Source organism: Empedobacter sedimenti (assembly GCF_030005555.1).
Lineage (GTDB): Bacteria > Bacteroidota > Bacteroidia > Flavobacteriales > Weeksellaceae > Empedobacter > Empedobacter sedimenti.
This window is the reverse complement of the sequence record NZ_JASCQG010000014.1, coordinates 1-19,431: the sequence shown is the minus strand read 5'-3', so window position 1 is coordinate 19,431 and position 19,431 is coordinate 1. Positions and strand designations below refer to the sequence as shown.

The following is a 19,431-nucleotide window of genomic DNA, read 5'->3' as shown; positions in this document are numbered from 1 at the left end:
TACCTAATTAGTTTTTACCTATCAAACCCATTCGGATATTCACCTTTTACAAGCTCTATTTTCGCTTCTACAGCTTTTTGTAAATCTTCTTGATATTTGATTAATCTTTCTTGCAAAGTTGGATTAGTAGCACCTAAAATACGAGCAGCCAAAATTCCTGCATTCTTTGCTGCATTTACAGCAACTGTTGCAACTGGAATTCCATTTGGCATTTGTAAAATAGACAAAATAGAATCCCAACCATCAATAGAATTTGACGATTTAATTGGAACACCAATCACAGGAAGCGGCGTAATAGACGCAACCATTCCTGGTAAATGTGCAGCGCCACCAGCTCCAGCTATAATGACATTTATTCCACGTTCGTGCGCTGTTTTTGCATAATCAAACATACGTTGTGGTGTACGATGTGCCGAAACAATTGTCAATTCGAACGGGATATTTAATTCTGTTAATAGATCAGCAGCTTGTTTCATGATAGGCAAATCGCTATCACTTCCCATTATAATTCCTACCATAGTTGTTACTTTTTTGCCACGACTTTCACCGTTGCGTTGACTTGTTTTATGTTTTGTTTTAATTGTTCTAAATCATCGTTTACCAATGTAACGTGTCCCATTTTTCGACCTGGTTTTGTGATTGATTTTGCATACCAATGCAAAAATGTTCCTGGAATCGTCAATAATTCTTCAATATTTTCGATTTCTGCTTGTCCAGTTTGTTCTTCAGCTCCAATCAAATTAACCATTGCAGAAGTTGTAAACAATTTTGTAGAACCAAGTGGCAATTGCATTAAGGTTCTTAACATTTGATCGAATTGTGAGGAATAAGCTACTTCAATGGTAGAATGTCCAGAATTATGAACACGAGAAGCGGTTTCGTTTACCCAAATCGATTGATCTTTGTTCAAGAATAATTCGACTGCGAAAACTCCTGGAGAATTTAAACCTTTTACAACATCACGTGCAATTTGTTCAGCTCGATCAGTGATTTCTTTCGGAAGTGTAGAAGGCATCAACAGATAATCTAACAAATTATATTCTTCGTTGATAACGAATTCTACTGTTGGATAAGTGACAATATTTCCTAAATGATCGGCAACGGTAACAACCGCAATTTCACGATCTAAATCAGCTGGCGTTTCAAAAATTGAAGGCGCTTGAAGCATTTTGTCTAAATCAGCTTCCGATTTTAAGAATTGAACACCTTTTCCATCATAACCATCTTTTCGAGATTTCTGGAAAATTGGATAACTGACATCTTGTTTCGATTTTAAATCTTCCCAATTATCTAATCCAAAATAAGGCGCTGTCGGAATATTATTGTTGACATAAAATTCTTTTTGAATTCCTTTGTCTTGAATAATCGCTAAAGCTTCAGGATCTGGTACAACACGTTTCCCGATTGATTTTAGATAACGCAATGCCTCAACATTTACGTGTTCGATCTCAATTCCGATTGCATCTAACTCTTTTCCAAATGCAACAACCGTATCATAATCTTTGAAATCGCCTTGTACAAAATGATGTGCATGTGGCGCGCAAGGTGCATCAGCAGCTGGATCTAAAATACTAATCTCACAAGGATATTGCAATGCATTTTGCAAAAACATATATCCCAATTGTCCTCCTCCTAAAATTCCGATTTTTATCATATTGCGAAGTTAATGAATAATATAATTTCTATTTTTACAAGAATTAAAAAAGTATTGACGAGATGTTAACAAAATGGAGTAGAATTTTATTTTTTGTATTTGCCGGAATTTATCTGACGAGCAAGAGTTTTTATCAATATTTTGTGTTTGATATGTTGTCGCATTACTCTGTTTATGCGCTGATTATTGCTTTTTTCTTGTGTTTAATTCACAATTATGCCATTAGAAAAGAAGAAAAGAAAAACATTTTATGGTTGATTCCTTTGGTTGCTATACCAATCATTACGTACAAAAATCTTGGAAACTTCTACTTTGGAGAAAATGCGAAAGGAGAACAATCTAATCTTAAGATGATTTCGATTAATATTTATTCGGGAAATGATGATTATAAATATTTAAAAGATTATTTGACAGAAGAGAAAGCTGATGTAATTGTTTTGCAAGAACTAACACCCGCTTGGCAAAAACATGTTGATTTTATCCGAAAAGAATATCCATATTACAAAGAAGAAGTTAGAAGTAACAATTTCGGAATTGCAATTTATTCTAAAACACCGCTTACCAAAGTGTCTACAAAAAACTATATCGACGAGATGCATCCGTCTATTTTAGCGGAAATTTCTGTAGACGCAAAACCAGTAAGTATTTTGGCTACGCATCCTGTTCCACCTTTACCAAGTCAGGCTCGTTTTGAACGCCGTAATAAACAATATGAGTTAATGAAGCAAGAAATAGATGCTTTACCAAATAAAAACATTGTGTTGATTGGCGATTTGAATTCAACTGTTTATTCGCCTAATTTTAAATTAGTGCAATCGGATAAAATGAAAGATGCGCGTTCTGGATTTGGATTGAATAATTCGTGGAATGCAATGATACCCATTTTACGAACAAATATCGATCAATGCTGGGTTTCGAGTCCAATTAAAGTAACGAATTTCTATAGAGGAAAAGATATAAAATCAGATCACTTTCCGATTGTTGTAGAGTTGAAAATAGAATAAAGTAAAAGCCTTGAAAATTTTCAAGGCTTTTACTTTATTATAATTCTAAATTTTGAATGAATGTCTGTAAATCAATTTCTTTTTCTAAACCAATTTTTTGTTTCATTCGGTATTTTGCCATTCGTACCGTTTTTGGCTCAATTTTCATGATATTTGCGATTTGTTGGTTGTCCATGTTCAGATAAATATACGCAGCGTATTTCAAATCAAGATTAGATAATTTATTTTTAGAAACTTCATTTAGTCGTTTAAATAAATTAGGATGAACATCTTGTACGATATTTTGTATCTCTATAAAATCTTCGTCTGTTAGTCGCTCGTCTTTTAAAATTCTATCTAAATTGATTGTTTCTTTATCTTTTACTTTTTCTTTCAACTCATTCAAAAAAGAATTTTTTTGATTTAGTTGTAAAGATGTTGCTAAAGCATGTTTTTGTAATTGTTCTTGTTGTAGCTCTAATAATTCTTGTTCTGCCTTTAAACGTGCTTTTTCTTCTTTTTCTAATTGCAAAGTTAGTTCGGTTTCGTTTTTTTCTGCTTCCAATAAATTTGTTTTTTGCTTATTTGCTTTTTGTTTATAGTAAAACATAAAGGCTAAAAATACGATTCCGGAAATTGCAGAAATTGCGATTGCAGCATATAGAATATTTTGTTTTGTATAGATTTTATTTTTTTCTTCTAACTCCTTTATTTGAGCGAGTTTTTGTTCGCTACTAAAATATTCTTCCAAAAATTTTCGTTTATTATCTAGAATTTGATTGGTCGATTCACGACTAAATCTCAGATTTTCTTCAGTAAAAAACAGCGCTTTTTGTAGATTACCTTGTTTTTTATAATAAGCAGCAATTATTTCAGCAATATTTCCAGCAACTTTTTTCGCTTTATTTACATTATTATCTTTGGCTAAATGATAGGCTTTTAGGTAATATTCTTCAGCTAATTTCAGCTCGTTTTTACTCTCAAGAATTTGACCATAAGAGGCGTAAGCAGCCATTTGCATACCTTTGATGTTTCCTTCTTCGGCTAATTCAAAAGCTTTTATTGCATATTTTTCGGCTATTTCTTTTTTCTGACTTTGACTGTATTTATGATAAGGATAATTATTAAGTAATGACGAATAATTATTATAAAGCATTATACTTGGGGTAGCAAGAGGTAGAATTTTTTTGTTGGATTCTACATAATGAATTGCTTCTTCAGTATAAATAAATGTATTTTCGATGTCTTGATATTCTTTTGTTTGTAGTTGTTTTGCATAACTAACAAGCGATTTTTCTGTAAGAGAGTTAAATATCTGCAACGGGTTTTTAGATAATCGAGCATTTTTTAAAGCATTATTCATATAAGCTTCATACTCTTTTGAGTAAACACCATTTCTGGTGTGCATCATAGTTAATAATGAATAAACACGAGATTTTAAAAAATATTCGTTCGGATATTTTTCTAAGATTTTTAATGCTTGATTAGCAAGTTGTACCGTTTTTTCTGGTAGTTGATTGTTTAAATATATTCTGGCAAATGCTTCAAGGCTGTATGCATCATCTAATTTTTCTGGAGTAGAACGAGCTATTTTTTGAGCTAAATTGGCATACTGAAACGTTTTGGTATATTCGTTTAATAAACCATAAAGCATAGCAAACCGAACATTAATTTTAACCGAATTAAGATTATTGTCTGTATATCTTTTTTCTAAATCTTTTAACTTAATTTCAGCTTCAGGAAATTTTTCGTCAACAAAAAGAAATTCAACCGAATAAAGTTCTTGATCAAGTTTATCTTGTGCAAAAAGTAAAATTGAATTGACAAGAAATAATAGGATGAAAGTAATATTTTTCATTATCAATATGCTATAATTCTAGATTTTGAATAAAAACTTGTAAATCTTGCTCTTTATCTAACCCAATTTTTTGTTTCATTCTATATTTCGCCATTCTAACGGTTTTTGGTTCTATTTTCATGACGTTTGCAATTTGTTGATTATCCATATTTAGATAGAGATAAGCAGCGTATTTAAGATCTAAACTTGATAATTTGTTTTTTGAGACTTCATTTAATCGTTTAAACAAATTAGGATGAACTTCTTGTACAATGTTTTGAATTTCATTAAAATCGTCATCAGTTAATCGTTCATCTTTCAATATTCGATCCAAGTTGACAATTTTATCTTCTTTAATTTTATCTTTTAATTCGTTGATAAATGTCGTCTTATGTTTCAATTGCAACGAAGTTGCGAGTGCTTGTTTTTGTAGCTGCTCTTGTTGTAGAGCAAGTAATTCTTGTTCTGCCTTTAAACGCGCTTTTTCTTCTTTCTCTAATTGTAAAGTCAACTCAGCCTCATTTTTTTCAGCTTCTAACAAATCAGTTTTTTGTTTGTTTGCTTTTTGCTTGTAATAGAACATAAAACTTAAGAAAATAGCACCAAATATTGATAATATAGCAACACCTATATAAAGAAATTTATTTTTTGTATAGATTTTATTCTTTTCTTCAAGTTGTTTTATTTGTTGGTTTTTCTGTTCTGTTTGATAAAATACATCTAAAGCCTTTGTGTTATTGTCAAATTGTTCTTGACTATTTTGCTGCATTTGTTGTTTAGCAATACGTTCATAAACAAGTGACTGGTCTAGTTTTCCGATAATTTCATAAATTCTGGCAAGATTACTTATTATGACAACCTTTATACTCGGAAAAATATCTTTATTGTCTTTTGATAGTTCGTAAGACTTGGTATAGTAAAACAATGATTTTTCGTTATTACCGATGTTTTCGTACGCAGAACCCATGTTGTTATATGTTAACGCAGTGATGTCAGCAAATTTATCATCATTCTCAGTTAAGCTAAGAATTGTATTATAATTTTTTATCGTTTCATCAAAAGAATTATTTGGGAGTGAAGAGGTTAAGCTACCATAGTTTAAATAATACACCACAATTGATCTCTTTTTTGTAAAAGGATCTTTAATTTTTTGAGCAAATTCATACGATTTTTTGTAGCTAGTTTGTGCCGAATCTAGGTATAATTTGTTTTCGGTTGTATTATATTGTTGTTTATAATAATAACCTAAATTACTGTAAGTAAAGTTGATGAGTAAATTGCTTTTTGATTTTATTGCATATTGATTTGAAGCAATGGCATCATTACGAACATCTTTTTCTAGAGGATTCTTAGATTTATAATTAAATCGCTGAAAGTACAATTGCGTTAACATAAAGTTCTCGTTAGGATATTTAGAGAACGATTTTATACTTTGATTAATTAATTTTACGAATAAATCATTTTTACCTAATTTTTCATAATAACGCGCATAGCCATAATCAACATAAGCTTTATCTAATTGATTCCCTTTTGTAGCTATATTTTTGGCTTTTAATAAGGCTTCACTTTTGTTTTGCTCGTCTTTTATAGAATTATAGTAATCCGCTAGATAAATGTAGCCAATGACTTGGTCTGATTTATTAGAAGACTGAAGAAACTTTTCGTCGATTAAGTTCTTTGCTTTATCATTTTCTTTATTATACAAATAGGCGTAAACCGTTTGTTGGTCTTTGTTAAGATCACTTTGACCAAAAATGTAAATTGAGATCAAAAATGATATGAAAAAAATATATTTCATTTCCCTGGTATTAGTTTTAGTAGATAGAAAGGGAGATGAATTAAATTATAGTTCGAGATTTTGTATATAAGCAGATAGATCTGTTGTTTTTTGCAGACCTATTTTTTGTTTTAATCTATATTTAGCCATTCTTACCGTTTTTTGTTCAACTTTAAGAAGATTTGCTATTTGCTGATTATCAATATTTAGATAAATATAGGCACAATATTTTAAATCAAGATTTGTTAGATTTGTTTTCGCAATATCATTTAGCTTTCTATAAAAATTAGGATGAATATCTTTGATTAATCTCTGAATGTTATCAAAGTCATTTTCAATGATTCGTTCATTTTTGAAATATCGATCTAAACTAGGGTTTTTTTCATCCAATATTTTTTCTTTCAAATCTTTCAAAACTGATTTTTTATGTGACAATTCTATAGATGTTGCCAAAGCTTGTTTCTGTAGCTGTTCTTGCTGTAAAGCAAGTAGCTCTTGTTCTAGTTTTAACCTAGTTTTCTCTTCTTTTTCAAGTTTTAGAGATAACGATGTTTCTACATTTTCTGCTTCTAACAAATCAGTTTTTTGTTTGTTCAGTTTTTGTTTATAACGTATAATGTAAATAAGAAAAATAACACCAATTATTGAGGTAATAATTGCGATAGTAAATAAAACACGTTGTTTTAGATAAAGTGAATTTGTGCTTTTTAATTGTTGTATTTCATGATTTTTTTGCTCAGCATTATAATAAGCTTCCAGAAATTTACTTTTATCCTCTGAAGCTTTTTCATTTAGTTGCTTAGTGTACTCTAAAAGTAATTTATAGTATTTTAATTCTTCGTTAATATTATTTCTTTTACCATAAAACGATGCGAGTAATTGAGAAATCTCTTTTTTTGTTTTGATATCTAATACAGAGTTTTTTATTTCATCATATGCTTTTAGATAATAAATTTCGGCCTGGCTCAAATCTCCTTTACTTTCCTGTATTTCAGCATAAGTTGTATAGCAACTTGCTAATAACTCGGGTATTTTAACTGTTTTACTAATCTCAATAGATTTTTCTATGTATTGCTCTGCTAATTGATAACGTTCAGTATCAGACATGCTTTTATTTGGATAACTATTTAGCATTGAAGCAAGATTATTATAGGCTAATACTTTCGCCTTAATAGGCATGTACTTCTTATATTTATCATTGATGGTATATTCTAAAGTCAATTTAGCATAATGATATACTTCATCCAAGTCAGTTTGTAAATGACTTTTCATATATCTATTATAATACATGTACATAACAGCAGAATATGACGCAACCATATTGATAGGGTTATTGGTTTTTTCTGAGTATTTTAATGCTTGTTCTGCATAAATTTTGTACTGATCATTGTAAGTTCCCATTCTTGAATGAGATATAGTCATAAGAGAATAGGTATCTGCATATAACTTATATTCCTTAGGATAATTTTTTAATATTTGTAATGTCAGATTCGCATGTTTTATCGTTTTATCATATACCTGATTCAGTAAGTATATTTTAGTAAACGAATAATTTGTATAAGCATCATCTAATTTATCAGGTGTTTTATCAGATATCTCTTTTGACAGATTAGAAAATTCTAAAGCCTTGTCATATTGCAACAAACTGCAATACATATTTACATAATAAGTATAAATAATAACTGTGTTGAAACTATTATCTGAGTTAGATTTTAGTAAAGTATTTAATTCTTTTTCGGCTTCTTCGTGTTTGGAATCAATAATATTTTTCTCAATATTCATCAATTGAGATTCAAATTTGTCTTGAGAAAAAACAAAAATTGAAATAAAAAAACAGAATCCAAATAGCAACCTGTTCAAAAAAGGTTTGATTTGATATTTTAAATACATTTTGTAGGGTAGATATAAAGTGCTCGTAATTAGCGTATAAAGTTAATGTTTTTTTTATTGTAGACAATATGTAGACAGTTTTATTTTTAGTGTAGACGCTATGTAATGCGTTTTTTTATGAATTTATTTATTTCTGCCCTTCCTTTGCTTCAGATTTAAAAAGTAAGAATATCATCTTAATATTTTAAAAGTTTACCAATTTAAACCAATTGATTTACCAATCAATCTTTTTTACTACTAAACCAAAAAAAACCTTCAGACATTATGCTAGAAGGTTTTTTTTATGTCAATAACTAACTTCTCATTTTTTAAAGCAAATTTGTTAATATTAAAAAACAATACTACCTTTGACCGTCAATCGAAAGGGGTGCTTCAAAATCAGAGGCTGAGATTATACCCAAAGAACCTGAGCAGGTAATGCTGCTAAGGGAACTGGTACTTCACCAAATTACATTCGCGCGTATATTTTAAAGTGTAAGATGGCTCCTTTCATAATATTATTTTAATTATGAAAAGGTCGATTTTTTTATTGTCATTATTTGGTGCATCAATACTGTATGCACAAGAACAAGATTCTATCCAAAACCAAAACATTCAACTTCAGGAAGTTTCAATTACAGAGAAATTACCAATTACGGTAGAAAAAGTTTCAAACAAGATTCTTCAGAAGAAAAATTTAGGACAAGACATTCCTACATTGCTTAATTCTGCAACATCTGTTACTATGACTTCTGATACAGGAACAGGAATTGGTTATTCTTCTATCAAAATTCGTGGACTTAATGAGCAATCCATCAATGTAACTCTTAACGGAATTCCGTTGAATAATGCTGAATCTCAAGGTGTTTTTTGGGTCAATATGCCCGATTTAGCTTCGTCTACAAATTCAATGTTGATACAACGTGGTGTCGGAACATCATCAAATGGTATGGCTTCTTTTGGTGCAAGTGTTAACATAGAGTCGCAAAATCCGTCTACAATTCCTTTTGCAGAAGCAAATGTGTCTTTCGGAAATTTTAAAACGCAAAAGTATACAGTTCAAGCAGGTACAGGAAAAATATTGAATAATAAATTAAGTATTGATGGACGTTTTTCTAAGATAGACTCTGATGGGTATGTAGACAGATCTTGGGTAGATTTGATCTCGTATGATTTTACTGCTTTGTATGAAGTGAATAAGAAAACAAAATTCAGATTCCAGAATATGTTTGGGAAAGAACAAACGTATCAAGCATGGAGTGGAGTTGATGCTAAAACATTAGAAAGTGATCGTACTTACAATTTTGAAGGAGAAATACAGAATGAGAAGAAAGAAGTAATCGGTTTTTATAAAAATCATACCGATAATTATCGCCAAAACCATTATTTCTTGTCTTGGTTGCAAGATTTTGAAGGAAATTGGAAATCAAATTTAACTCTTCACTATACAAAAGGGAAAGGATATTACGAGAGCTATAAAAATAACAGAAATCTTAAACGTTATAAATTAAATCATCTAACTTCTGAAAAGAGAAATTTAATTAATCGTGAGTATTTAGATAATGATTTCTATGGATTTAACCTTGAAGTTGAGAATCAAAAACTGAACGATTTTAAAGTATTTTTTGGATTATCTGCCAATGAATATGATGGCGATCATTATGGAAATGTATTGTGGGTAAAAGATACAAATTGGACGGATAAAGACTTTAAGTATTACAACAATCGTTCTGTAAAAAAGCAATTAGCAGCTTACGCTAAAGTTTTGTATCAACTGAATCAATTTGAGTTTTTTGGAGATGTACAGTATCGTTATGTCAATTATGATGCTAAATATTTACCAAACGGAGAAAATGATTTAGAAGATTTTAGACCTTTTACAGATACATTCAATTTTGTAAATCCTAAAGCCGGAATTAATTTTAATGTCAATTCGAATAATGTTTTTTACGCATCTTACGGAATTTCTCAACGCGAACCTTTGCGTATAGATTACGAAGGTTTGTCTGCTAAAGATAAAAAACCAAAGTCTGAGTTTTTACAAGATTATGAATTAGGTTACAGAAGAACTGGACAACTTTCTGTTAATGCAAATCTATATTATATGGATTACAAAGATCAGTTAATACCGACAGGTGAAATTAATGATGTAGGAAGTAGAAAACGAATCAATTCTGGTAAAAGTTATAGAACAGGAATAGAGTTGGATGTAAATTATAAAGTGATACCAAATCGTTTGAATTTTTTTGGAAACCTAACATTAAGCCAAAATAAAAATGTTGATTATAAAGAAGAAGTTTGGGATGCAGCCGGAAATTCGACTTTAAAAGAATACGGAAAAACAAAAATTGCCTTATCTCCAGAAGTTATTTCTGCATTTGGTTTTGAAGCTGTTCCTTTCAAAAATGTATTGGTTAATCTGACGAACAAATATGTAGGTGAGCAATATTTGTCAAATACAGAACTTGCAGATGGTAAATTAGCAAGTTATTTGGTCTCGGATTTATTGATAAAATATTCGCCACAAATTAAAGGAATCAAAAATATTCAGTTTTCTTTTCTAATTAATAATTTGTTTGATGTAGAATACGAATCAAATGGATATTATTACGAAGGAGGAAATTATTTTCCACAAGCCGGAATTAACGTTTTGGGTGGAATTGGAATTCGTTTATAAAAATGAAAGCTCGAGAATTTCTCGAGCTTTTTTATTCTTCTATAAATTCGAGTGGAATATTCCACAATTGTTCTTTATGTTTCTCACGGAAAAAATCTAAATGACCAATTTTATCTAAACCATATTCTTTCGGCACAATGTTTAAACGTTTTTTCTTGGCATTTTTCAAAACTAATTCACCAAATAAATCAACAGCTTTTGGTGTTGCCATAAAATCATCGTCTAAACTAATGATCAAAATAGGCGTTTTTATTTCCTCATATAAATTTTGAGATTCGTTTGCATAACCTAAAATCGACGTTTCTTTTGTGATTAATTTTTTCCAATCTTTTGCAATTCCGTTCGGAATTGGTTCGCCCATTCCAACTTTTTGCGATGGAAAAAAGCCATAAAAAGAAGACAAAACAGGAATCGCAATCTTGAAAAAGAAATTAACTTTCGGTTTGTCTTTTTGATGAAAATTCTTAATATAACCAAATTGCGAACCTATCGTTACAATTTTGTCATAAGCTCGGTAAGCTCTAGTCAAACCAATCATTATTCCACCAATACTATGGCCAATCAAGAATTTTTCGTGATTGGGATAAAATTCTTCCAAGTGTTGGGTTAAACCTAAAAAATCTTTATCAGCCCAATCAGTGAAATGCGCACGAAAACCTTTCATTTTTTCAGGCTTAGAATCGCCAATTCCTCGATAATCGTACGTAAAAACTAAATAGCCTTTGTTAGCCAAATAGGTTGCGTATTTTGCATAAAAAGTTTGCTTAACACCAATTGCAGACGAAATCACAATAATTTTATTAGTTGCGTTGTTTTCGCCAAAAGATGTAACAGCTATTTTATACTGATCAGAAGTTTCGATTTGGAAAACTTTCATAAAACAAATTTAGATGGATATAAAGTTATCGTTTTATTTCAAAATCTTTACTTTTACATGATAATTTGAAATTCTAATGAAAAATTTAGTTCATCTCCTATTCATTACAATCATCACGCTTTCTATCTTTTCTTGTAAAGAGGATGATTCTTTGGCGATTTCTCAAGATCAATTATTACGAGCAAATAAGTGGAAGTTAAAAGAAATACGTACTGTAAAAAGTAATACAACTCAAACAGATAAATTGTTAGAATGTGAGCGTAAATCTACATTAGATTTTTCTGATCTTACAAAGTATTATTCTGTAGCTTACAAAACAGAAAATAATAATTGTAACCAAACACAAACGGAAGGAACGTATACATACAATACAGGAACAGCAAGACGTACGTTAACAATAACGCCTACTAATGCCAAAAAAAAATATTATTATGTGAGCCAACTTGATCCTTATTATTTAGTTATACAAGATACAGTAAGGACGATTGATACAATAAATAAGGCTGATACAATTTATTTTCGTCAGCAAGTTTTTATACCTTTAAAATAATATTAAAAATGCCTTCAATTTCTTGAAGGCATTTTTTTATTCGAACATTTTTCGTGTAATAAAATCTTTTTCTAAGCTCCAAGCGCGCGCAGGAGAATATTCGCGTCCGTAATAAATGATTTGAATATGCAGTTTGTTCCATAATTCTTTTGGAAACATCTTTTTCGCATCTTTTTCCGTTTCTTCAACATTTTTACCTTTTGTCAATTTCCACAATTTCATCAAACGATGAATATGAGTATCGACTGGAAAAGCAGGATGACCAAACCATTGCGACATCACAACCGAAGCGGTTTTGTGTCCAACGCCAGGTAATTCTTCTAATTCTTCAAAACCTTCTGGAACTTCGCCATTATATTTTTCGACTAAGATTTCAGAAAGTCGTTTGATATTTTTAGCTTTTGTGTTAGACAAACCAATTTGTCTGATGTAATATTTTATTTCATCAACTTCTAATAAAGACATTGCTTTTGCATTCGCCGCTTTTGCAAATAATTCGGGTGTTACTTCGTTTACTTTTTTATCTGTGGTTTGAGCAGATAATAAAACAGCAATCAATAAAGTAAAAGCATCTTGATGGTCTAATGGAATAGGTGGAACTGGATATAATTTCTCCAATTCATCAATCACAAATTGGATACGTTCTTTCTTTAACATCATAAGTTCTGGAACTTTTATGTAAATGTATCATTTTTATCTTGATTATTTATAGCGACTTATTTTGACGCTATGTAACATTACATTTGTAGTATAAATAAAAGATTAATTAGTTAAATCAATCATGATTCAAGATTTAATCATTATTTTTACGAGAAGTTCTAAAGACAAATCAAGATGTTAAAAATAGGAGATAAAGTTCCAGATTTTAAAGGAATTGATCAAGATGGAAACGAAGTTTCGTACCAAGATTTTGCAGGAAAAAAATTAGTCGTTTTCTTTTATCCAAAAGCAAGTACGCCAGGTTGTACAGCCGAAGCGTGCGATTTGCGCGATAACGAAAATGCATTAAAAGCACAAGGTTATCATTTGGTTGGAGTAAGTGCAGATTCTGTGAAAAGACAAAAGAATTTTGCAGAAAAAAACAATTTACCTTTTCCGTTACTTGCAGATGAAAACCATGATATTTTGAATGCTTTTGGCGTTTGGGGACCTAAGAAATTTATGGGACGCGAATTTGATGGAATTCATCGTACAACGTTCATCATTGATGAAAAAGGAGTGATTACAGATGTAATCGAAAAAGTAAAAACAAAAGAACACGCAAAACAAATTTTAGAAAAATAAAAAATAATATAATGAGCGATTTAGACAATAAAAAGAAAGCGTTACAGCTGATTTTAGATAAGATGGACAAAGCTTACGGTAAAGGAACTGTAATGCGTATGGGAGATTCGGCTGTTGATGATAAGATTGAAGTAATTCCTTCTGGATCTTTGGGATTAGATTTAGCGTTAGGAGTAGGAGGTTATCCTCGCGGACGTGTTATCGAAATTTACGGACCAGAATCGTCAGGTAAAACAACATTAACGTTACACGCTATTGCAGAAGCACAAAAAGCTGGTGGAATTGCAGCTTTTATTGATGCAGAACATGCTTTTGACCGTTATTATGCAGCGAAATTAGGTGTTGATGTAGAAAACTTAATTATTTCTCAACCAGATAATGGGGAGCAAGCGTTAGAGATTGCAGATAACTTAATTCGTTCGGGAGCGATAGATATCATCGTAATTGACTCTGTTGCGGCACTTACTCCAAAAGCAGAGATCGAAGGTGAAATGGGAGATTCTCGTATGGGATTACAAGCACGTTTGATGTCGCAAGCTTTGCGTAAGTTGACAGGAACAATCAATAAAACGAAATGTACAGCGATTTTCATTAACCAATTACGTGAAAAAATTGGTGTAATGTTCGGTAATCCAGAAACAACAACTGGTGGTAACGCCTTAAAATTCTATGCATCTGTACGTTTGGATATCCGTCGTTCTACTCAAATTAAAAATGGAGATGAGGTAATCGGAAATCACTCGAAAGTAAAAGTGGTGAAGAACAAAGTTGCTCCACCATTCCGTCAAGCAGAATTTGATATTATGTACGGTGAAGGAATTTCTAAAGTTGGAGAAATTTTGGATATGGGTGTTGAGAAAGGAATTGTAAACAAATCTGGTTCTTGGTATTCGTACAATGATAGTAAATTAGGACAAGGTCGCGATGCTGTAAAAGAAGTATTGAGAGATAATCCTGAATTAGCAGAAGAAATTGAAGCTAAAATTGTTGCATTAATCAAAGGTGAACCAGTTATAGGTGAAGTTTCTGTTGATGATCCAGCAGATTTATTAGAAGATTAATTCGAAAGAATTTTTATATAATGATTTTTAAGCTCTGAGGAAACTCAGAGCTTTTTTTGTTCTATTTTATATAAATAGCGTAATCTCCATCATCATAACGATATATGAATTCGTTCTTTGTTAGCTTTTCAACTTTTATAACCGAATTATCACCATCTTGATCTGTTGTAGATAATTTATCGCCATCTAATTTCCATGTACCTTTACCAGTAGAATGATAACACGTTTCTTTTTCATCACCTTCATAATGCTCAGCTAAAAATTTATCGCTGTTAAATTCTAAAGTGCTTTTTAATTCACAAGATGTTAGTTTGTACGAAACATCTTTTCCATTTTCTACATAACCTTCGTCTTTTATTTTCCAAGTACCTTGTAATAAATCAGATTTTGAAATATTAGAATCATCATCGTTATTACATGATGAGAAAAATGTAGTCGCTGAAAGTGCAGCAAATAATAATAGTTTTTTCATAAGTTGTTTTAATAATTAACAACAAATCTATGAAAGAAGAAATTAGTTATCTATTTTTAATTAATTATTATAAAAAAACCACTTCTACAGAAGTGGTTTGTCATGTTGAACTCATTTCAACATCACATATTATTTATGATGAGAATCTGAAACGAGTTCAGATTGACATTTTATATTTACTCCAAAATATATTTCAATTTGTAGCCAAACATTCCACGATCTTTGATCATGTCTGCAACACCTTCTGGGCATTCGTTTTCCCAATCTTTTTCAGCGTTAGCAATTTTTTGTAAAATACGACGCGAATACGAATCTAAATAACCTCTATTGTAATTCATAATATCTTGTATTCTTCCGTTATACAAGAAGTATTTATACAATTCGTGAACACTATCACTAACTTGAAGATTTTTAGAAGTTAATAGTAAATCTTTCTCTTTATCTAAATAAGGGTATAAATAGATTTTGACATCTTTTTTGAATAATTTACCAAAAGCTTCCATAATACCGCCTGGTAAATCTGCGTAATACTGTTCGTTAAAAATTTCGAGCAGATTATTAACGCCCATTGCTAAACCAATCTTTGTTTGATTGCGAGTAAATTGCGAGAAATAATCGACCAATTTATAATATTCAGAAAAGTTAGAGATAATTACATTGTAGCCTAAACTACCAATAATATCAGCTCTATCTAAGAAATCTCGCTCGTTTAATTCGCCTTCAAAACCTGAAGCTATCAAATTAGAAAGTGTAATCTCGAATAAAATTTCGGTATTATCTGCACGTACATTTTCTTCTTGTTTGAAAATTTCTAAACCACCTTTGAACATATCCATATTCACGTTCATAAAAGGGCGGAAAGAACCACGAATAGCAAAAATATTTTTCTTGTATAATAAATCAGCAGGCAAAATATTTTTTCCTTGCGGATTGAAAACAGCAACATCAGTCATTCCATTTTTAACTAATTGAAGCGACATCAAACGATTATCAACGTACTTGAATTGCGGTCCGCGGAAATTAATCATGTCAATTTCCAACTGATCTTTATCTAGAGTGTCGTATAACGATTTAATTAATTTACGAGGGTTATCGTGATAATAATAAGCGCCATAAATCAAATTAACACCTAAAATACCTAGTGTTTCTTGTTGTAGCTGAGCAGAGTTTTCTTTAAACTTTACATGAAAAATTATTTCATTTGCTTTTTCTTCTTCCGCATCTAGTTTAAATCGAAGTCCAATCCAACCTTGACCTTCGTTTTTCTTAGAATAATCAATTGTTGTAACGGTATTAGCGTAAGTAAAAAATGCTTTTTCTTTGTAATGATCATGAACAAGACGCTCTTTCATCAATTCCATTTCGTGATCTAACATCTTTTTAAGACGAACTTGTGTTACATAACGACGATCTTCCTCAATTCCATAAATAGAGTCAGACATTTCCTTGTCATATGCACTCATCGCTTTAGCTACTGTACCAGAAGCTGCACCAGCGCGATAAAAAAAACGAACGGTCTCCTGACCGGCACCAATTTCTGCAAAAGAACCGTAAATTTTCGGATTCAAATTGATCTCTAAAGCTTTTTGTTTAGGAGTAAGAACTTGTTCTAATGCCATAATTATATTTCAAATAGTTTGTGGTAAATTTACCAAATCATTATGGCTAAATCAAATATAAAAATACATTTTTTAGGAACGGGGACATCACAAGGAATTCCGATTATCGGAAGTAATCATCCAGTGTGCTTGTCAACTAATCAAAAGGATAAACGTTTACGTTCTTCTTTATTGTTAGAAAAGGATGGTAAAATTATTACGGTAGATAGCGGACCAGATTTTAGACAACAAATGTTACGATATAATGCGCAACGCTTGGATGGAATTATCTATACTCACGAGCATAATGATCATGTTTTGGGATTAGATGATATTCGTCCATTGGTTTTTAAATCTGGAGATGATATGAATGTCTATGGTTTGAAACGCGTGTTGGACGAATTACACAATCGTTTTCCTTATATGTTTGCAGAGCATAAATATCCTGGTGTACCAACGGTGATAGAAAATGTTGTAGAAGATGAAAAATTTTTTGTTGCTGGTTTCAAAATTGAGCCAATTGAAATTTTGCATGGACCTTTACCTATTTTAGGATATTTGATTGATGATAAAATTGCGTATTTAACTGATGTAAAAACAATTCCGACAGAATCTCTTGAGAAATTACGTGGAGTAGAAGTGTTAATCATTAGTGCTTTACGATTAGAACAAGAACATTTTTCGCATATATTATTAGATGAAGCAATAAGATATTCAGACTTAATAGGAGCTAAGCAAACTTATTTTACGCATATTTCTCATCATTTGGGTTTTCATGATGAAGTAGAAAAACAATTACCAAAAGGTAAATATTTGGCTTACGATACGTTAGAAATAATTCTGTAAAAAGTTTAAAAAATAGTTGGATAAATAAATAAACTAACATTATATTTGCAGTCCATAAAGGCTCGGATGGCGGAATTGGTAGACGCGCACGACTCAAACTCGTGTTCCTTTGGAGTGTGGGTTCGATTCCCACTCCGAGTACTACTTAAAAGATTTATTTAACTGATTTTTAGTTGTTTAAATCTTTTTTTTATTTCAATGTAATTACATTTGTAAACACTTTCTTAGAATTAATTATGTTTTAATATTACTATTGAACAAATATACAAAAAATATAAAATATTATTATTCAGATCATTTTAAGTGGCTGATAAAATATTGTTGAAAATAAATTTGTATATATAAAATAATATCACTAATTTTGCATAATCTTAATTTTAACATTTTTGGCACACCTTTTGTATATCTCTTATCAAATATTAAAAATTAGAGAGAATGGAGGGAAACCAGTATTTTATGTTAAATCAAAGAGATTTAGAGCAGTTATTAAAGGATGTAATTATTGAACACTTTGAAAGCAAGTTTCAAATGTTAGAAGATTATATAACAAAACCTTTAAGTACTTCAATTGCTACTGAAGAACAAAAGTATACGAGAAGACAAATTCAAGATATTTTTGGTATAACTTATCAAACTGTTATTAATTGGGAAAAACAAGGCGATTTAAACGCTTTATCTGATGTTACTGATGGAGGTAAGGTTAGATATTTTTATACTTATGAAAATGTCAAAAAATTGTGTAACATCAAATCTGTTAAAAACAATTATTTATTAACTGCTTAAAAAACCAATAATACACACAGAAATAAAAGAAAATAAAAATCGTGTTGAAGCATAGAGGGGTATATCCAATTGCTTGTATTTAAATTGATTATAGGTTCAATTTATTTTCTTTTATAGATGTATTTGTATAGCTGTTTTTTAGTGCTTAAAATATAGCAATTACTGGGGTAGTAATTCTGTATTTATTGAGAATCATCTCAAATCAAAGCCGTTATTTCTTAACGGTTAATTTTTACCTACACTTTTTAAAGAAAAAATAAGAATAGACATAGGTTTCCTATCGTGTAGGGGGATTGCTATGTTTTAAAAATAAAAATATGAAAAAATTGAAAAAAATTAATGGGAGATATTCATCTAAACATGGTTGGAAAATGGTTATTTCAAAAATGATATTTGATTATGTTAATAATCATAAAAGCATATTTCCTGAAAATTTAAAATGGGATGAATTGTTATATATCATTAGTAAAATGGAGTATAAGATTTTATCTAAAAAATATAGAGATTTAATAGATGATTATATTCCATTTCCATCTGCTGAATTGAAGAGATATAAAGCTGATTATAGTAAGTATTTGGATTTTCTATTGTCAATAGGAATATTAGATAAGAAGAATTACTCAACTTATAAAAAACGATGTACTAAATATAAATTTAATTATAAAAAGGCTTATTTATCAGGCTACAGGATTTTTGATATAAAAAATATTGAAATTAATAGAAGTATTAAACATCCAAAAAATGATTATTTATTTCAAGGTTATAAGGATAAAGATCTTGCGCATTTGACAAAATGGTTTAATGATGATTTACAATTTGACGAAAATAATTTTTTGGAACTAATGCCGTCCAAATTGACAAAAAAAGACAAAATGTATCATATAGATGATGATGAGTTATTTAGAAAAATTTATTTAAGAATTCAAAGTTATAATAGGAGTGCAGAGGAATTAAAAAATAAAAACTTTAGAATGTCAAGAAATAAGAATTCTGATAATAGATTTCACACTAACTTGACGAATTTGTCTAAAAAATTAAGACAATTTGTAAGATATAAAGGAGAAACATTATATAGTTTATGTAATCTGTAATCTTCCCTAAAAACCGGACCGTTTAAAAATATAGTTTATTAACTTAGGGATAATTATGAAACAGAGCAATTT

The 19,431-nt window shown here is 30.2% G+C and carries 17 protein-coding genes and 1 tRNA gene; 9 read left to right on the top strand and 9 right to left on the bottom strand.

Going from position 1 to position 19,431, the window contains the following annotated elements:
• Positions 1–14: 14 nt before the first annotated feature.
• Together purE and QHG34_RS13080 are read right to left on the bottom strand one after the other, a co-directional pair.
• Positions 15–518, bottom strand: a complete 504-nt coding sequence (gene purE / locus QHG34_RS13085) for a 5-(carboxyamino)imidazole ribonucleotide mutase (RefSeq protein WP_282630661.1) — start codon at positions 516–518, stop codon at positions 15–17.
• A 5-nt stretch (positions 519–523) separates the two neighbouring features.
• Positions 524–1,654, bottom strand: a complete 1,131-nt coding sequence (locus QHG34_RS13080; protein ID WP_282630660.1) for a 5-(carboxyamino)imidazole ribonucleotide synthase — start codon at positions 1,652–1,654, stop codon at positions 524–526.
• A gap of 62 nt (positions 1,655–1,716) precedes the next feature.
• Here QHG34_RS13080 and QHG34_RS13075 point away from each other — a divergent pair, with 62 nt between their 5' ends.
• Positions 1,717–2,658: an endonuclease/exonuclease/phosphatase family protein gene (locus QHG34_RS13075; protein ID WP_282630659.1), complete on the top strand. Its 942-nt coding sequence runs from the start codon at positions 1,717–1,719 to the stop codon at positions 2,656–2,658.
• Positions 2,659–2,695: 37 nt separating this feature from the next.
• Here QHG34_RS13075 and QHG34_RS13070 read toward each other — a convergent pair whose 3' ends face one another.
• From QHG34_RS13070 to QHG34_RS13060, 3 genes are read right to left on the bottom strand one after another with little or no spacing between them, the layout of a single operon-like run.
• Complete coding sequence (locus QHG34_RS13070) at positions 2,696–4,495, bottom strand: helix-turn-helix transcriptional regulator (protein ID WP_282630658.1); 1,800 nt, start codon at positions 4,493–4,495, stop codon at positions 2,696–2,698.
• Between the two features lie 10 nt (positions 4,496–4,505).
• Positions 4,506–6,272: a tetratricopeptide repeat protein gene (locus QHG34_RS13065; protein ID WP_282630657.1), complete on the bottom strand. Its 1,767-nt coding sequence runs from the start codon at positions 6,270–6,272 to the stop codon at positions 4,506–4,508.
• 45 nt (positions 6,273–6,317) lie between these two features.
• Positions 6,318–8,033: a transcriptional regulator gene (locus QHG34_RS13060; protein ID WP_282630656.1), complete on the bottom strand. Its 1,716-nt coding sequence runs from the start codon at positions 8,031–8,033 to the stop codon at positions 6,318–6,320.
• A 616-nt stretch (positions 8,034–8,649) separates the two neighbouring features.
• Here QHG34_RS13060 and QHG34_RS13055 point away from each other — a divergent pair.
• Positions 8,650–10,797, top strand: a complete 2,148-nt coding sequence (locus QHG34_RS13055) for a TonB-dependent receptor (RefSeq protein WP_282630655.1) — start codon at positions 8,650–8,652, stop codon at positions 10,795–10,797.
• A gap of 31 nt (positions 10,798–10,828) precedes the next feature.
• Here the strand turns inward: QHG34_RS13055 and QHG34_RS13050 are convergent, their stop codons facing one another.
• A complete protein-coding gene (locus tag QHG34_RS13050) occupies positions 10,829–11,674 on the bottom strand; it encodes an alpha/beta hydrolase family protein (protein WP_282630654.1) in 846 nt (281 codons plus the stop codon).
• Between the two features lie 76 nt (positions 11,675–11,750).
• Here QHG34_RS13050 and QHG34_RS13045 point away from each other — a divergent pair, with 76 nt between their 5' ends.
• Complete coding sequence (locus QHG34_RS13045) at positions 11,751–12,224, top strand: lipocalin-like domain-containing protein (RefSeq protein ID WP_282630653.1); 474 nt, start codon at positions 11,751–11,753, stop codon at positions 12,222–12,224.
• A 36-nt stretch (positions 12,225–12,260) separates the two neighbouring features.
• On the opposite strand, the gene nth is transcribed toward QHG34_RS13045, so the two are convergent.
• The gene (gene nth, locus QHG34_RS13040; protein ID WP_282630751.1) at positions 12,261–12,881 is read right to left on the bottom strand and encodes an endonuclease III; all 621 of its coding nucleotides are present in this window, start codon (positions 12,879–12,881) and stop codon (positions 12,261–12,263) included.
• Between the two features lie 171 nt (positions 12,882–13,052).
• Here nth and bcp point away from each other — a divergent pair, with 171 nt between their 5' ends.
• Both bcp and recA read left to right on the top strand, forming a co-directional pair.
• On the top strand, positions 13,053–13,508 hold the full coding sequence (bcp, locus tag QHG34_RS13035; RefSeq protein ID WP_282630750.1) for a thioredoxin-dependent thiol peroxidase: 456 nt from the start codon (positions 13,053–13,055) through the stop codon (positions 13,506–13,508).
• 11 nt (positions 13,509–13,519) lie between these two features.
• Entirely contained in the window at positions 13,520–14,569 is a 1,050-nt protein-coding gene (gene recA / locus QHG34_RS13030) for a recombinase RecA (protein ID WP_282630652.1), read from the top strand.
• A 61-nt stretch (positions 14,570–14,630) separates the two neighbouring features.
• Here the strand turns inward: recA and QHG34_RS13025 are convergent, their stop codons facing one another.
• The gene (locus tag QHG34_RS13025; protein ID WP_282630650.1) at positions 14,631–15,041 is read right to left on the bottom strand and encodes a lipocalin-like domain-containing protein; all 411 of its coding nucleotides are present in this window, start codon (positions 15,039–15,041) and stop codon (positions 14,631–14,633) included.
• 176 nt (positions 15,042–15,217) lie between these two features.
• The gene (locus tag QHG34_RS13020; RefSeq protein WP_407080914.1) at positions 15,218–16,663 is read right to left on the bottom strand and encodes a TonB-dependent receptor; all 1,446 of its coding nucleotides are present in this window, start codon (positions 16,661–16,663) and stop codon (positions 15,218–15,220) included.
• A gap of 39 nt (positions 16,664–16,702) precedes the next feature.
• Between QHG34_RS13020 and QHG34_RS13015 the strand changes: the two genes are divergently transcribed.
• The 4 genes from QHG34_RS13015 to QHG34_RS13000 all read left to right on the top strand — a co-directional run bounded on the left by QHG34_RS13015 (position 16,703) and on the right by QHG34_RS13000 (position 19,359).
• The gene (locus tag QHG34_RS13015; RefSeq protein ID WP_282630648.1) at positions 16,703–17,485 is read left to right on the top strand and encodes an MBL fold metallo-hydrolase; all 783 of its coding nucleotides are present in this window, start codon (positions 16,703–16,705) and stop codon (positions 17,483–17,485) included.
• A 60-nt stretch (positions 17,486–17,545) separates the two neighbouring features.
• Positions 17,546–17,626 (top strand) — tRNA-Leu (locus QHG34_RS13010).
• A gap of 315 nt (positions 17,627–17,941) precedes the next feature.
• Entirely contained in the window at positions 17,942–18,268 is a 327-nt protein-coding gene (locus tag QHG34_RS13005) for a MerR family transcriptional regulator (RefSeq protein WP_282630647.1), read from the top strand.
• Between the two features lie 317 nt (positions 18,269–18,585).
• Positions 18,586–19,359, top strand: coding sequence for a hypothetical protein (locus QHG34_RS13000; RefSeq protein WP_282630646.1), 774 nt, complete (start codon positions 18,586–18,588; stop codon positions 19,357–19,359).
• Positions 19,360–19,431 lie beyond the last annotated feature (72 nt).